The sequence below is a fragment of the Pseudomonas gebzensis genome, from assembly GCF_034427815.1.
Taxonomy (GTDB): domain Bacteria; phylum Pseudomonadota; class Gammaproteobacteria; order Pseudomonadales; family Pseudomonadaceae; genus Aquipseudomonas.
The window spans coordinates 150,832-165,434 of the sequence record NZ_JAXQNS010000010.1; the positions used below are offsets into that span (position 1 = coordinate 150,832).

Below are 14,603 nucleotides of genomic sequence, written 5' to 3' on the forward strand. Positions count from 1 at the left end.
CAGCATCTGCGCCTAGGATACGCGGCATGTAAAAAGGAGCCTTTCCATGCGTAAAGTTTTTCTCGTCAGCCTGCTCAGTGCCGGCGTTGTGCTGGGCGGCTGTCAGGCGGTCAACACCACCAGCGGCGACTCGGTCGGCGTACAGCGCAAGCAGTACATGTTCAGCATGCTGTCGACCGATGAAGTCAATCAGATGTACGCCCAGTCGTACCAGAAGACCCTCAGCGAAGCCTCCAGCCAAGGCGTGCTGGACAAGAGCAGCACTGATGCGCGCCGCGTCCAGGCCATCGCCGACCGGCTCATCGCCCAGGCGCCGAAGCTGCGTGCCGATGCGGCGCAGTGGAAGTGGGAGGTCAACGTCATCAAGAGTGACGAGCTCAATGCCAACTGCGGTCCAGGCGGCAAGATCATCGTGTTCACCGGGCTGATCGACAAGCTCAAGCTGACGGACGACGAACTCGCGGCGGTCATGGGCCATGAAATCGCACACGCCCTGCGCGAGCATGGCCGCGAAGCGATGTCCAAGGCCTATGGGGTGCAGATGGCGCGCAATGGCGCCGGTGCCCTGCTGGGTCTGGGTGAGGGGGGCCTGGCGTTGGCCGATACCGTGGTCAACTACTCCCTGACCCTGCCCAACAGCCGTGCCAACGAGAACGAGGCTGACCTGATCGGTCTGGAACTGTCGGCCCGTGCCGGTTACAACCCGAACGCGGCAATCACCTTGTGGAACAAGATGAGCAAGGCTTCCGAAGGGTCGCCGCCTGAGTTCATGAGCACTCACCCGGCGTCCGATAGCCGCATCGCTTCGCTCGAAGCGGCCATTCCGAAGGTCATGCCGCTCTATCTGGCCTCGAAGAAGTAACGCTTCGCCCCGGCCGTGCAGTGTGTCCATCGCCCCAGCGGTTCTGCCGCTGGGGCGATGTTCGTTGAGCGGGAGCGTTTCAGGTTCGAGCGCTGCGCACGCCTGTGAACGATCAGGCCCGCTGCGTGACGCCGCTGCGTTTCGGACCGACACGCACGGCATGGCGGCTCGATCCGCTCAGCCGATCCAGCCGCTGGTCTTCATCGCCGAATACACCGCGACGATCGCCAGCACCACGAACGCGGTGGCGGCGAGTCGGCGGATCAGGGTCAGGGGCAGTTTGTCGGCGGCGAAATTGCCTGCCAGCACCACCGGCACGTTGGCGATCAACATGCCCAGTGTGGTGCCGATGATGACCATGATCAGGTCAGGGTACTGGGCGGCCAGCATCACCGTGGCAACCTGCGTCTTATCGCCGATTTCCGCGAGGAAGAAGGCGATCAGCGTGGTCAGGAAAGGCCCGAAGCGGCGCGTGTTGCTGGCTTCATCGTCATCCATCTTGTCTGGCACCAGGGTCCACAGGGCGGTGGCAGTGAAGCTGGCGGCAAGGATCCAGTGCAGCACCGACTCGCTGAAGAAACTCCCGACCCATGCACCCACCGCGCCCGCAGCGGCATGGTTGGCCAGCGTCGCGGCGACGATGCCGGCGATGATCGGCCAGGGTTTGCGAAAGCGGGCAGCGAGAATGAGGGCGAGCAGTTGCGTCTTGTCGCCGATTTCGGCGAGCGCGACGATGGCGGTGGGGACCAGCAGTGATTCCAGCATCAGGGTTCCTACGGGGGCGGGTCGACACGGCTATGACACGTACGACCTTCCCGCCCCGGGTAAGGTGTGCGTGTCATAGGTCTTGTCAAACCCTGGACCCGTCTGCGCGGGTCGTTGGGTCGTACGCGCCATGGTCGGAGGACCAAGCATGTTGACGCGTACCGGGCGAGCGCTGGGCTCGCGGGAGACTACTCCCCTAGGACGGAGCGGATTCTGCCTACGCCGGACGGTTTCGGCAAGCGCTGTTTTCTACCCGCGATGGGCTTGGTAAATACGGAAACCGGCGTCTTCCACAAGTACCGAACAGTTACCCAAGGCCGCTTCGATCAGCGGTTTGTAGCGCAGGAACGTGTTGGCCACCAAGCGCATTTCGCCGCCTTTTCGCAGATGTTTGCCTGATTTTTCCATCAGAGTTTCCGAGGCGCGGTAATCCGTGTGGACCCCGGTATGGAACGGCGGATTGCTCAGGATCACGTCGAGTTCGAGAGGGGCGTGGTCGATCCCGTCGCCGCTGATCACATCCGCTTGCAGATCATTGGCCGCCAGGGTCAGACGGCTGCTGGCCACCGCAAAGGCATCCACATCGAGCAGCGTCAGCTGGCTGTCGGGGTAGCGACGTTTGACGATCGCGCCCAGCACCCCGGCACCACAGCCAAAATCCAGCACCTGGCCGCTGGGCAGGTCGTCGAGGTGCTGCAGCAGCAGGGCGGTGCCGCGGTCGAGCCGGCCATGACTGAACACACCGGGCAGGCTCACCACCTGCAACGGGCCGTCAGCCAGAGGCAGCTCGAAGCGTTCTGCCAGGTCTTCCAGCACAGGCGCGACCGGCGGATTTTCCACGGTGACCTGCCAGAGCTGGCAGTGCCGAGCGCTGTCGAGCTTGCGCGGGGCGCCGAAGGCTTTGAGGATTTTCGCGCCGCCCTCGATGCCGCCGCGTTTTTCGCCTACCAGGTACAGCTCGCGGCCGGCCAGTCGCGAGGCCAGGGCGTTGAGCAGGTAGTGGGCCAGCTCGCGCGACTTGGGCATGAACACCACCGCCGCCTCGAACGCCACCTCCGGCACCTCGGTGCCGTAGTGGCTGCGCCCGGCGAAGCGGCTGTCGAGCAGCGCTTGATCGCCGGCGTGCCAGGTCCAGCCAGCGGCGTTGGGCAGCTGGCCCAGCAGGTCATCGGGGGCGAGGCCCGCGATCAAGAGCGGGCCTTGGAACAGCTCTGCCTGGCGGAGCAACACTTCACTGCGCGGGTCCATGGACGACGCCTCCTGAAAAAGGGGCGAAGTGTAACAGAGCAGCGATCGATGCCTCAGCCAACCACCCGGCAAGGCTGGCCGGCGAAGAACGCCTGGGCGTTGTCCGCCAGTTGGCCGACAATGCGCTGACGGGCCTCGACCGCGCCCCAGGCCGAGTGGGGCGTGACGATCAGCCGGGGAATCTCGCCGGCCAGCAGCGGGTTGCCGTTCGCCGGCGGCTCGACGCTGAGCACGTCGGTGGCGGCACCGCCCAAGTGCCCGCTGCGCAGGGCATCGGCCAGCGCCTGCTCGTCGATCAGCCCGCCACGGGCGGTGTTGACCACCAGCGCACCGGGCTTGAGCAGGGCCAGTTCAGCCGCGCCGATCATATGGTGGGTGTGATCGTTGAGCGGGCAGTGCAGGGTCAGCGCGTCGACTTGCGGCAGCAGCTCGGCCAGTGGCAGGCGCTCGTCACGGGCCGGGCGCCCCGGAATCTGGCCGCTGAGCACGCGCATGCCGAAGGCTTCGGCCAACCGCGCCACCGCGCTGCCCAGCTCGCCATGGCCGAGCAGGCCGAGGGTCTTGCCCTGCAGTTCGACGATGGGGAAGTCCAGCAGGCAGAACTGCCGGGCGTTGGCCCAGCGCCCTTCGCTGACCGCGCGCTGGTAATCGCACAGGCGCGTGGCCAGCGCCAGCAGCAGGGCCAGGGTGTGCTGCGCCACTGATGGCGTACCGTAGCCCTGGCAGTTGCACACCGTCACGCCGTGCTCGCGGGCGGCTTGCAGGTCGACGTTATTGGTGCCTGTGGCCGCTACCAGGACCAGCTTGAGCTGCGGATTGGCTGCGAAGGTGTCGGCGTTGATCATGACCTTGTTGGTGATCACCGCCACGGCGCCGGCAAGGCGCTGCGCCACCTCGGCCGGTGCGGTGGCATCGTGCAGGTGCAGTTCGTCGAACGCCCTGTGCAGCGGCGCCAGATCGAGGTCGCCCAGATCGAGAGAGGCGTGGTCGAGGAATACGGCGCGATGCGGGCTGGACATGAAGGCTCCGGGGCTGGGTGCGAGTGGAAGGGGCGATCAGCCTACTGTGGCACCGGGCAACTGTCGGTGGCAATCTGCAACGCCTTGGCGTAATCGACGTAGGTTTCGCGGTCATAGGGTTTGGCGATGATTCTGAAAGTTGATTGGCCGTCATAGCCAATCCTCTGATCGACTTCCAAAGCCCACTTGCGGCCATCGTGCTCAGCAAGCATGTAGAAGTTGTGGGATCTCAAGTCGCTGTACTCGTCCAGGCCGGAGTACAGATACCTCAAGGCCTTTAGCCAATCTGGCAGAGCGGTGACAGCCTTGATCGCTTGCTTGGATAGGACTTCATCGGCGTCGTTCAGGTGGTACATGTGGCCGATCGCAAACGTTTCGACATTTTCTAGTTCCGCCAAGGGCGTTGGCAACGGTTCGCGGCTGACCAGCCTGCTGTAATTGCAGTCAAATACCCAACGCCCTGTTTTTACATAGTTGTCGGCATATATCACCACACCGTTGCCAAAATCCGTCTTGTAGACACTTGTGATTCGCTTGACTCCGTAGGCAGCGGCCAGCAGCAGTAAGAAACCGATAGGTGTAATAACCGCCAAAAACGTTTTACTTCGGTAGAAATTCAAAGTAGCCCCCCGGTGATCCAAAAGGCGTTGTGCCTGATGTAACTGGATTGGAAGCGCCAGTGGTCTGATAGGTGTACTGGAGTGTTATGTGGGTTTGGGACCTCTCTTCAGCGAGCGTATTCCACCGGCCACACCAATCAGTCGCGGGCGCTCTGTCACTAGTGAGCCCACACAACTTTCCAAGCTGCCGTTCTTCAATCGATCCCCACGTGTCCTGGTAGTCTGACCGCCGCACAAACGCACGCACTTTAATGCGCAAATGGTCAGCCAGTAATTGAGCGAGGCTCTCATTGGTCTGCGGAAAGAACTGAACTCCCGCTTCAATAGACAAGTCCGGCGCATTCCCCATCCCGGTCTGACAGGCATAACTCTCCAGTTGCGCGGTGCTGGAGAACGCCGAAGGTGAAAGTCCGGTATGTGTCAGCACGTCAAACGACATCCGAGCGTCCTCGGCCAACTGATAACCAAAGGCGATCCGATGCGGTACGCCATGGCTGAACAACGATAAGTGCTCAATGGGCGACTGCCGTCGATCCTTCCCATGATTCAGGTAGTCGATCAATTCCTCGACACCTGCGACTTCGACCACCTGCGCGCCGTATCCGCGAGCCGAAACGCGCGCTGCCTCTAGCATCTGCGCTGTGTAGCCCGGCGTAAACACCACCATTGTCCGCGTCATCGCCGATCGGTTGCGCTTGAACTCCCCCAGTTCACGCACCGCCTGCCCAACGAACATCATCTTGTTGCCCGAGCGGTCGTCATGCTGGCTGCCGGCCACGGCGATCAATTCAGGTGTCAATGGCACATCAGAAGATGCAGAGGCTGCGCCACCCGGCTGCACCAGCGCACCGGACAACAACGCGCGTTGTTGCAGTTGCGGGTCGGCCAGCAGCTCGGCCATGCGCACTTCATCGACCGTACCATCCGCACGTATCGCGCCAAGCTTGCCGAAGTCGACGACCGCCTGGCTCGTCGCGCCGCCAAACTGCAGGCCGCCGAACGTATCCGGACTGCCGGAAATCAGCGTGCCGCCGTGATCGGTGGGGCTGCCCAGATGCGCCAGAGGCCGATGATTGATGACGATGGACGGGAAGCCTGCAGTGATGACCGCCCCACAACCGCAGACATCACCAACGCGGGCAGCGCCGAGGAAATTGATGTGGGTATCGGTTGATGCAGAAACGATGGGCGTGACGCCATGACCGGGTAACGGGCACAGGTGTCTGTCGCCAAGCCGAGCTACGGGAAACATGTCAGGGCCTCAGGAATCTGGAAGGTGCGGAGCATAATTCCCCTGCTTTTCACAGGGGGAAGTAATGTGCAACCGCTCGTAACTGCACACCCGTGCCAGCAAGGCGGGTCCAGACCGACAACGCGCTTTGGCTAACTTGACCTGGTCGCTACCGGTCTACAGTTGTGCACAGGTCTCCCCTTCCACACGTCACAAAAAGGATCCCCATGCTACAGACGCGCATTCTTCCGCCCACCGAGGGCGCCTACGCCTACCCGCTGCTGATCAAGCGTCTGCTGCTCTCGGGCACGCGCTATGAAAAAACCCGCGAAATCGTCTACCGCGACCAGTTGCGCCTGACCTACCCGCAGCTCAACGAGCGCATCGCGCGGTTGGCCAACGTATTGACCGAGGCCGGGGTAAAGGCCGGGGACACCGTGGCGGTGATGGACTGGGACAGCCACCGCTACCTGGAATGCATGTTCGCCATCCCGATGATCGGCGCGGTGGTACACACCATCAACGTGCGGCTTTCCCCTGAGCAGGTGCTCTACACCATGAACCATGCCGAGGACCGGCTGGTGCTGGTCAACAGCGAGTTCGCCGGGTTGTACCAGGCCATCGCCGGGCAACTGAGCACGGTCGACAAGACCGTGCTGCTGACCGACGGCGTCGCGCACGGCGCTGAACTGCCGGGCCTGGTCGGGGAGTACGAGCAACTGCTGGCCGCCGCCAGCCCGCACTACGACTTCCCGGACTTCGACGAACACTCGGTGGCCACCACCTTCTACACCACCGGCACGACCGGCAACCCCAAGGGTGTGTACTTCACCCACCGCCAACTGGTGCTGCACACCCTGGCTGAGGCGTCGGTGCTGGGCGGGTTGGACAGCGTGCGGCTGATGAGCAGCGACGACGTCTATATGCCCATCACGCCGATGTTCCACGTGCACGCCTGGGGCATTCCCTACGTGGCCACGCTGATGGGGCTCAAGCAGGTCTACCCCGGTCGCTACGAGCCGCAGATGCTGCTCAAGCTCTGGCGCGAAGAGCAGGTCACCTTCTCTCACTGCGTGCCGACCATTCTGCAGATGCTGCTCAATTGCCCTTCAGCCCAAGGCGAAGACTTCACCGGCTGGAAGATCATCATCGGCGGCAGCGCGCTCAATCGCGCCTTGTACGACGCAGCGTTGGCGCGGGGTATCCAGCTCACCGCTGCGTACGGTCTGTCGGAAACCTGCCCGCTGATTTCCTGTGCGCACCTCAACGCCGAGCTGCGTGCCGGGAGCACTGACGAGCAAGTGACCTATCGGCTCAAGGCCGGCGTACCGGTGCCGCTGGTGGAGGCGGCCATCGTCGACGAGCAGGGCCAGTTCCTGCCGGCTGATGGCCACACCCAGGGCGAACTGGTGCTGCGCGCGCCCTGGCTGACCCAGGGCTACCTGCACGAGCCGCACCAGAGTGCCCAGCTGTGGCGCGGCGGCTGGCTGCACACCGGTGACGTGGCGACCCTCGACGGCATGGGCTTCATCGACATTCGCGACCGCATCAAGGACGTGATCAAGACCGGCGGTGAATGGCTGTCTTCGCTGGCACTGGAAGACTTGATCAGCCGCCACCCGGCTGTGCGCGAAGTGGCGGTGGTGGGGGTGGCCGATCCGCAGTGGGGCGAGCGGCCCTTTGCGCTGCTGGTGGCCCATCCAGGCCAGGACCTTGACGCGCACGCGCTCAAGGAGCACCTCAAGCCTTTCGTCGAGCAGGGCCATATCAACAAGTGGGCGATTCCCAGCCAGATTGCCCTCGTTACGGAAATTCCCAAGACCAGCGTGGGCAAGCTCGACAAGAAGCGCATCCGTGTGGAAATCGCCGAGTGGCAGGCCAGCAACAGCCCATTCTTGTCGACCGTGTGAACCGGGTCATGACTGGGCATAATGCCGCACCGCCCGTGGTAGAGCAGATGGCACCTTGCTATCGCTGAACATTGAGCCATCCTTCATCGCGTCTCTGCTCCCGCTGCGCGCGACGCTGCGGGAGGGGGCAGGGGGCACAAATCACACTTTCGAGGGATCTGAGCCGCTGCCCAAGCTGGCTATAGTCCCGGCAGGGGATGCTCAGCGACGGAGGGAGCGCAGGCGCCGCGTACCGCGCGCAACGCCTGATCCGTGACTGGCCGCACTCGTTGCCATAACAAGAAACGACATGGAGTAGGGTCGATGAAATCTGCCAATACATTGTGGCGCCGGGCCAAGCTGCCCTTGGCTGCCAGCCTCGCGTCCACCCTTGCTGGGCCTGCGTTCGGCGTCAGTTTCAACATCGGCGAGATCGAAGCTCAGTTCGACTCTTCCCTGTCGGTCGGCGCCAGCTGGTCGACCGCCAGTCCCAATCGCAACCTGATCGGCGTCAACAACGGCGGCAAGGGTCTGTCGCAGACCTCCGACGACGGCCACCTGAACTTCAAGCGCGGCGAGACCTTCTCGAAGATCTTCAAAGGCATCCACGACCTGGAGCTGAAATACGGCGATACCGGTGTGTTCGTCCGCGGCAAGTACTGGTACGACTTCGAGCTCAAGGATGAAGGCCGCGAGTTCAAGGACATCAGCGACTCCAACCGCAAGGAAGGCGCCAAATCGTCCGGCGCCGAGCTGCTCGATGCCTTCGTCTATCACAATTATTCGATTGCCGATCAGCCCGGCTCGGTACGTCTCGGCAAGCAGGTGGTGAGCTGGGGCGAAAGCACCTTCATCGGTAATGGCATCAATGCCATCAACCCCATCGATGTCTCCGCCTTCCGGCGCCCTGGCGCGGAGATCAAGGAAGGGCTGATTCCGGTCAACATGTTCTACGTGTCGCAAAGCCTGACCGACAATTTGTCGGCCGAAGCCTTCTACCAGCTGGAATGGGACCAGACGGTGGTCGACAACTGCGGGACGTTCTTCTCCCAGCCCGACATCATTGCCGACGGTTGCGACAACAACCTGCGCGTACTCAACAGCAGCCGTACGCTGCCGGCCGCCGCCCAAGGGTTCCTGGCCAGCCAGGGGGTGAACGCCAACGCAGAAGGCGTGTTGGTGCGCCGCGGCCCGGACCGCGATGCCCGTGACAGTGGCCAGTTCGGCGTGGCCTTGCGCTATATGTTCGAGCCGTTGGACACCGAATTCGGTGCCTACTTCATGAACTACCACAGCCGTGCGCCGATCTTCAGCGCCACCGGCGCACCGGTCTCGGCGTTCCGCGGTGTGGGTGGCCTGCCGGCAGCGTTGCGTCCGCTGGCGCCGCTGGTCATCGCCGGGAGCTCGCAATATTTCGTCGAATACCCCGAAGACATCCGCCTGTATGGCCTGAGCTTCTCCACCACCTTGCCCACCGGCACGGCCTGGAGTGGCGAGCTGAGCTACCGGCCCAATGCACCGGTGCAGCTCAACAGCACCGACATCCTCTATTCCGGGGTGCGGCCACTGGGCGGTGCGCTGAGCAACGCTTCTTTGCTCAACGGCGTGCCCGGGCAGGACCTGCACGGGTACCGGCGCAAGGAAGTGACCCAGTTCCAGACCACCCTGACGCATTTCTTCGACCAGGTGATGGGCGCCAGCCGCATGACCCTGGTGGGTGAGGTGGGCGTGACCCATGTCGGCGGCCTGGAAAACCCTTATGAGACGCGCTATGGCCGTGACCCGGTGTTCGGCCCAGGCCCGCTGCCGGCCACGGGTGGGCAAGACACCTGCCTGGCACTCAACACCAGCACCATCAACGGCGCCGGGCCCGGCAGCTCCACTGCCAACCTCAGCCGCAAATGCGAAAACGATGGCTACACCACCAGCACCTCCTGGGGCTACCGCACCCGGGTCATCTGGGACTACCCGGACGTGTTCGCCGGGGTCAACCTCAAGCCCAGCGTGGCCTGGTCTCACGACGTCTCCGGTTACTCGCCGGGGCCTGGCGGCAACTTCGAGGAAGGCCGCAAGGCGGTCAGCCTGGGGGTCGATGCGGAGTACCAGAACACCTACACCGCCAACCTCTCGTACACCAACTTCTTCGACGGCAAGTACAGCACCGTGGATGACCGCGACTTCGTCGCCCTCAGCTTCGGCGTGAACTTCTAAGGCCTGTATGAACAGTCTTGAGACGAAGCTCAGGCAAGGCGAACACAGGTGAGAAAGCGCAGCGTACGGGAGTACGTGAGCCTTTCGAATCTGTTTTCAACGCAACCTGAGCGAGTATCGAGGCTTTTTGTACAGAGCCTAAAGCCTCTGGATCAGGACGATAACGCTATGAAGACCCCCTCACGTCTGCTCACCGCCAGTTTCCTCGGGTTGTCCCTGCTCAGCAGTGGCGTCATGGCGGCCGTTTCCGCCGAGGAAGCGGCCAAGCTGGGTACCACGTTAACGCCCATGGGCGCGGAAAAGGCCGGCAATGCCGACGGCTCGATCGGCCCATGGGAGCCGTTGTCGAAAACCGCCGGCAGCGTCGACGGCAAAGGCTTCCTATCTGACCCGTACGGCAGCGAGCAGCCGCTGTTCACCATCACCGCGCAGAACGTGGAGCAGTACAAGGCCAAGCTCTCGCCCGGCCAGCTGGCGATGTTCAAGAGCTACCCCGACACCTACCGCCTGCCGGTGTACAAGACCCACCGCAGCGCCACGGTGCCCGATGCGGTGTTCGCCGCGATCAAGCAGAACGCTACCCAGACCACCCTGGTGCAAGGCGGCAACGGCTTGAACAACTTCCAGACGGCCATTCCGTTCCCGCTGCCCAAGTCAGGCCTGGAGGTGATCTGGAACCACATCACCCGTTACCGTGGCGGCAGCGTCACGCGGCTGGTGATCCAGGCCACGCCGCAGCAGAACGGCTCCTACAGCCCGGTGTCGTTCCAGGACCAGTTCGTCTTCAGCGACCGGATGAAGGATTACGATCCGGCCAAGCCCGGCAACATGCTGTTCTACTTCAAGCAGAAAGTGACCGCCCCGGCGCGCCTGGCCGGCACCGTGCTGTTGGTGCACGAGACGCTCGATCAGGTGAAGGACCCGCGCAAGGCGTGGATCTACAACGCCGGCCAGCGCCGTGTGCGCCAGGCACCGCAGGTCGCGTACGACGGGCCAGGCACTGCCGCCGATGGCCTGCGGACCTCGGACAACCTGGACATGTTCAACGGTGCGCCCGACCGCTATGACTGGGCGCTCGAAGGCAAGAAGGAGATGTACATCGCCTCCAACGCGTTCAAGCTCGATTCGCCAAGCCTCAAGTACGACCAGATCATCAAGGCCGGGCACATCAATCAGGACCTCACCCGTTACGAGCTACGCCGTGTGTGGCATGTGGTCGCCACCCTCAAGCCCGGCCAGCGACACATCTATGCCAAGCGTGACTTCTACATCGACGAAGACACCTGGCAGGCCGCGGTGATCGACCAGTACGATGGCCGCAACCAGCTGTGGCGGGTCTCGGAGGCCCATGCGCAGTCGTACTACAACGTTCAGGTGCCGTGGTACACGCTGGAGGCGATCTACGACCTGCAATCCAAGCGCTACCTGGCGTTGGGCATGAAGAACGAAGAAAAGCGCGCCTATGACTTTGGCTTCACCGCCAACAAGTCTGATTTCCAGCCGGCGGCGCTGCGCCAGGAGGGGGTGCGCTGACCGCGCGCCAGGACTCGGGCCCGCCGCTATCGGCGGGTCTGAGCAGGGGGAATGGGGCCGGTTGCGCCTGCTGCTCGCCGGCCCCGTGATCGGGGTTGCTTGCGGCCCGTGGTGGCAGACCGGCCGCACGGGGTTACGCCCATCCTGTTGAAGCGGCTGGCCCCGCATGCGGGCCAGCCGCCCTGGGCTTCGAGGCAGCCTCCGCTGCTTCGACTCAGCGTGACCGGCCCGCAGCAGCCGGCGGCGCCGGCCTCTCTTGCTGATTACGCTGGCCAATCAAGATCAATCAGCTTTGTTTCTTTTTGTTGTAGTCTTTTTCCTGCATTAGCCCTCCGTTGCCTTCAAATTCCCCTCATCGCCCGCTAGTCTCGAACGGCGCACTGCCCTGCGTCCGTCACTTGCACGAGCCGGCCATGACCGATATGCCTTCCTCGCCCGAATACGTCAGCCAGGCCTTGAGCCTGTTGGACGGGCGATTCTTTCGCCCGCCGTTGCCTGACGGGTACGTTGCGCGGCCGGCCTTGTGCCAGCGGCTGCAGGCCGGGGCGAACGGCCGTCTGCTGTTGGTCACGGCGGCAGCGGGGTTCGGCAAGAGCTCGCTGGCCATCGAGTTCTGCGAAAGCCTGCCATTGACCTGGCGCACTTTGTGGCTAGGGCTCAGCGCGCGCGATGCCGAGCCGGGGCGGTTTTTCGAGCGGCTGATCGCCGGGCTGCAACACCACTGCCCCACAGTCGGTGCACAGGCCATGGGCCTGCTGAAGCTGCGCCAGCCCCACCAGCCCTTTGCCTATGACACCTGCCTGGAAAGCCTGCTCGACGAGCTGAGCGTGTACGTGCAAGCCGACGCGCCGCTGCTACTGGTGCTGGACGACTATCACCTGGCCCAGGGCGCGGTGCTCGACCGCTGCCTGCAATGCGTGCTCAACCATAGGCCGGCTGGCCTGGTGTTGCTGGTGACCAGCCGTCAGCGCCCAGACTGGCACTTGGCGCGCCTGCGCCTCTCGCGCCAGGTAGTGGAGCTCACTGAACAGGACCTGCGCCTGACCCCCACGCAAGCACTGGCGGTGCTCGGCTGCCAGCCCAGTGACGCGCACGATCCGGCGCTCGACACGCTGGTCCAGCGCAGCGAAGGCTGGGTCGCGGGGTTGCGCTTCTGGCAATTGGCGGCCAGCGAGGCCGGCGCGCTGAATGCCGTGCCGAACGTGCTTCACGGCGGGGAACGGCTGGTCCGTGATTACCTGCTCGAAGAAGTCATCGAGCTGCTGGCTCCGCCAGTGCAAGCGTTTCTCTATGACACCGCCTGCCAGGATCGCTTCTGCGCCGCGCTCTGCGATGCGGTGCGCGAACGCCAGGACAGCGCCGCGATGCTCGATTTCCTGCAAGCGCATCAGGTGTTTCTGGTGCCGTTGGACGAGCACGGCCGCTGGTTCCGCTACCACCATCTGTTCTCCGACCTGCTGCGCAGTCGCCAGGCAGACCCTCTCTTGCCCGGACCGCACGTGCGCGCCTGCGACTGGTTTCGTCAGCACGGCCTGCTCGATGAGGCCGTCGAGCAAGCTCTGCGCGCCGGTGACTTGCCTGCGGCGGCCGAGCTGGTGCAGCGCCTCTCGGAAGAGCAACTGCTGGCCGAGCAGAACGTCGCCATGTTGCTGCGCTGGAAGATGGACCTGCCCGAGAGCCTGCTGATCAGCTCGCCGCGGTTGATCGTGCTGTACAGCTGGGCGCTGGCCCTGGCCTGTCAGCTGGACGCCGCCCAGGCGCTGGCGGCGCACCTCAGCCGCTTTCTGCCGGCACCCTCGGCCAGCGCGCAGCGTTCGATGCTGGCGCAGTGGCTGGCCCTGAGCGGGCTGATCGCCCGCGGTCGAGGGCAGCGTGAGCGTGCCCTGACGTATTGCCAGGAAGCCCTGGCAAGCCTTCCGGAGAAGCGCTACGGCCAGCGTCTGGTCTGTCTGTCGACGCTGTCGAACCTGGCCATCGCCGAGGGCGACTTCTGGCAGGCGCGCAGTTGCAACCGCGACGCGCTGGAGTTGGCCCAGCGGGTTGGCAATCCACTGTTCGAGGCGCTGGCCCATTATGACCGCGCTCGCGTGCTGCATGCGCGGGGCCAGGTGCTGCGTGCCCAGGACGAAGTGCAGCAGGGCCTGCAGCGCCTGCACGGCTTGCCCGCGCAGCGGCTGTATGCCGTGCGTGCCAGGCTGACGCTGTACGACGGCTACTTGCTGGTGAGCCGCCTGCAACTGGCTGACGGGCGTGCACGCTTGCGTGCCGGGCTGAGCGAGGCGCGCGCCTGTCGCGACATCAGCGTGCTGATCGGCCACTGCGTACTGGCCTCGCTGGAAGGGCGCGAAGGGCGCTTGGCCCACGCTTTTGCGGAACTCGCCGAGGCCGAGCGGCTGATGCACATCTGGGACGTGCCGGCGATCTTCTACCTGGCCATGATCACCACGGTGAAATGTGAGCTGTGGCTGGCCCAGGACCGGACCGACCTGGCCGAGGCCTGGCTGCAGCGCTTGGCGCAGACCTACCGCGGCGCCCAGGCAGCGGCAGCCCCGGAGTTTCAGCCGTTGCTCGCACTGCACATCGAACTGCAACAGGCCCTGTTGGAGGCAAAGCAAGGCCAGCCCGGGCAGGCGGCGATACGGCTGCAAGGGTTGGTAGCGCAGGGCCAGGCGGCGGATAACCAGATGCTCTGTGCCAGCGCCTTGTGCCAGTGGCTGGGCGTGCTGCTGGACGCGCGCCAGTGGAGCACAGCGGCTGCGTTGCTGGCCCAGGCGCTGGCGGCGGCGCAAGGGGGGGCGTTGCTACCGTTCCAGCGGCTGATCGAAGCCCATCCCCATTGGCTGCGTGAGCAGTTGGCGCTGCACCCGGCCAGTGCGGTGCAGGCAGCATTGCTCGCGCACCTGCCGGCAGCGCCTGCTGGCCCGGTGGCCGACCCCCTGAGCGCACGCGAGCTGGCCGTGCTGGCGCTGATCGCGCAGGGCTGCTCGAACCAGCAGATCAGCGAACAACTGTTCATTTCCTTGCACACGGTCAAGACCCACGCCAGCCACATCAACAGCAAGCTCGGCGTCGAGCGCCGTACGCAGGCGGTGGCGCGGGCCAAATCTCTCGGTTTGCTGGCCTGAGGGCAGGGCGGTCGATACAATACTGGCTTTGCGCCATCGCCTGGCCGCGAGGCAGATTTCTTCAGGTTTTCTCCGCCATGGCCGATACAGCAGCCGGCGG

The 14,603-nt window shown here is 64.1% G+C and carries 10 protein-coding genes and 1 riboswitch; of the genes, 5 read left to right on the top strand and 5 right to left on the bottom strand.

Going from position 1 to position 14,603, the window contains the following annotated elements; genetic code table 11:
• The first annotated feature begins 46 nt into the window (after positions 1-46).
• Entirely contained in the window at positions 47-862 is an 816-nt protein-coding gene (locus SJI00_RS18660) for a M48 family metallopeptidase (RefSeq protein WP_312931266.1), read from the top strand.
• Positions 863-1,039: 177 nt separating this feature from the next.
• On the opposite strand, the gene SJI00_RS18665 is transcribed toward SJI00_RS18660, so the two are convergent.
• The 5 genes from SJI00_RS18665 to SJI00_RS18685 form a co-directional block, all read right to left on the bottom strand.
• Positions 1,040-1,624, bottom strand: coding sequence for a TMEM165/GDT1 family protein (locus SJI00_RS18665; protein WP_322463196.1), 585 nt, complete (start codon positions 1,622-1,624; stop codon positions 1,040-1,042).
• 90 nt (positions 1,625-1,714) lie between these two features.
• Positions 1,715-1,837: riboswitch (yybP-ykoY riboswitch) on the bottom strand.
• Between the two features lie 39 nt (positions 1,838-1,876).
• The gene (locus SJI00_RS18670; RefSeq protein WP_322463152.1) at positions 1,877-2,875 is read right to left on the bottom strand and encodes a class I SAM-dependent methyltransferase; all 999 of its coding nucleotides are present in this window, start codon (positions 2,873-2,875) and stop codon (positions 1,877-1,879) included.
• A 53-nt stretch (positions 2,876-2,928) separates the two neighbouring features.
• Positions 2,929-3,894 (bottom strand): 2-hydroxyacid dehydrogenase, encoded by a 966-nt coding sequence (locus tag SJI00_RS18675; RefSeq protein WP_322463153.1) that lies wholly within the window; start codon positions 3,892-3,894, stop codon positions 2,929-2,931.
• Positions 3,895-3,935: 41 nt separating this feature from the next.
• A complete protein-coding gene (locus tag SJI00_RS18680; protein WP_322463154.1) occupies positions 3,936-4,514 on the bottom strand; it encodes a hypothetical protein in 579 nt (192 codons plus the stop codon).
• Entirely contained in the window at positions 4,495-5,766 is a 1,272-nt protein-coding gene (locus tag SJI00_RS18685) for a PAAR domain-containing protein (RefSeq protein WP_322463155.1), read from the bottom strand. The genes SJI00_RS18680 and SJI00_RS18685 overlap by 20 nt, the downstream gene beginning before the upstream one ends.
• A gap of 206 nt (positions 5,767-5,972) precedes the next feature.
• Between SJI00_RS18685 and SJI00_RS18690 the strand changes: the two genes are divergently transcribed.
• The 4 genes from SJI00_RS18690 to SJI00_RS18705 all read left to right on the top strand — a co-directional run bounded on the left by SJI00_RS18690 (position 5,973) and on the right by SJI00_RS18705 (position 14,503).
• The gene (locus SJI00_RS18690) at positions 5,973-7,655 is read left to right on the top strand and encodes a fatty acid--CoA ligase (protein WP_322463156.1); all 1,683 of its coding nucleotides are present in this window, start codon (positions 5,973-5,975) and stop codon (positions 7,653-7,655) included.
• A 303-nt stretch (positions 7,656-7,958) separates the two neighbouring features.
• Positions 7,959-9,845 (top strand): DUF1302 domain-containing protein, encoded by a 1,887-nt coding sequence (locus tag SJI00_RS18695; RefSeq protein ID WP_322463157.1) that lies wholly within the window; start codon positions 7,959-7,961, stop codon positions 9,843-9,845.
• Positions 9,846-10,013: 168 nt separating this feature from the next.
• Positions 10,014-11,378 carry a DUF1329 domain-containing protein gene (locus SJI00_RS18700; RefSeq protein WP_322463158.1) on the top strand — a complete coding sequence of 455 codons (1,365 nt, stop codon included), beginning with the start codon at positions 10,014-10,016 and terminating at the stop codon, positions 11,376-11,378.
• Between the two features lie 413 nt (positions 11,379-11,791).
• Positions 11,792-14,503 (top strand): winged helix-turn-helix domain-containing protein, encoded by a 2,712-nt coding sequence (locus tag SJI00_RS18705; protein ID WP_322463159.1) that lies wholly within the window; start codon positions 11,792-11,794, stop codon positions 14,501-14,503.
• Positions 14,504-14,603: the final 100 nt, after the last annotated feature.

Bases quoted from the DNA above. Each gene is read 5' to 3' on its own strand.
- SJI00_RS18660 (WP_312931266.1), top strand. From the start codon at position 47: ATGCGTAAAGTTTTTCTCGTCAGCCTGCTCAGTGCCGGCGTTGTGCTG.
- SJI00_RS18670 (WP_322463152.1), bottom strand. From the start codon at position 2,875: ATGGACCCGCGCAGTGAAGTGTTGCTCCGCCAGGCAGAGCTGTTCCAA.
- SJI00_RS18675 (WP_322463153.1), bottom strand. From the start codon at position 3,894: ATGTCCAGCCCGCATCGCGCCGTATTCCTCGACCACGCCTCTCTCGAT.
- SJI00_RS18685 (WP_322463155.1), bottom strand. From the start codon at position 5,766: ATGTTTCCCGTAGCTCGGCTTGGCGACAGACACCTGTGCCCGTTACCC.
- SJI00_RS18690 (WP_322463156.1), top strand. From the start codon at position 5,973: ATGCTACAGACGCGCATTCTTCCGCCCACCGAGGGCGCCTACGCCTAC.
- SJI00_RS18695 (WP_322463157.1), top strand. From the start codon at position 7,959: ATGAAATCTGCCAATACATTGTGGCGCCGGGCCAAGCTGCCCTTGGCT.
- SJI00_RS18700 (WP_322463158.1), top strand. From the start codon at position 10,014: ATGAAGACCCCCTCACGTCTGCTCACCGCCAGTTTCCTCGGGTTGTCC.
- SJI00_RS18705 (WP_322463159.1), top strand. From the start codon at position 11,792: ATGACCGATATGCCTTCCTCGCCCGAATACGTCAGCCAGGCCTTGAGC.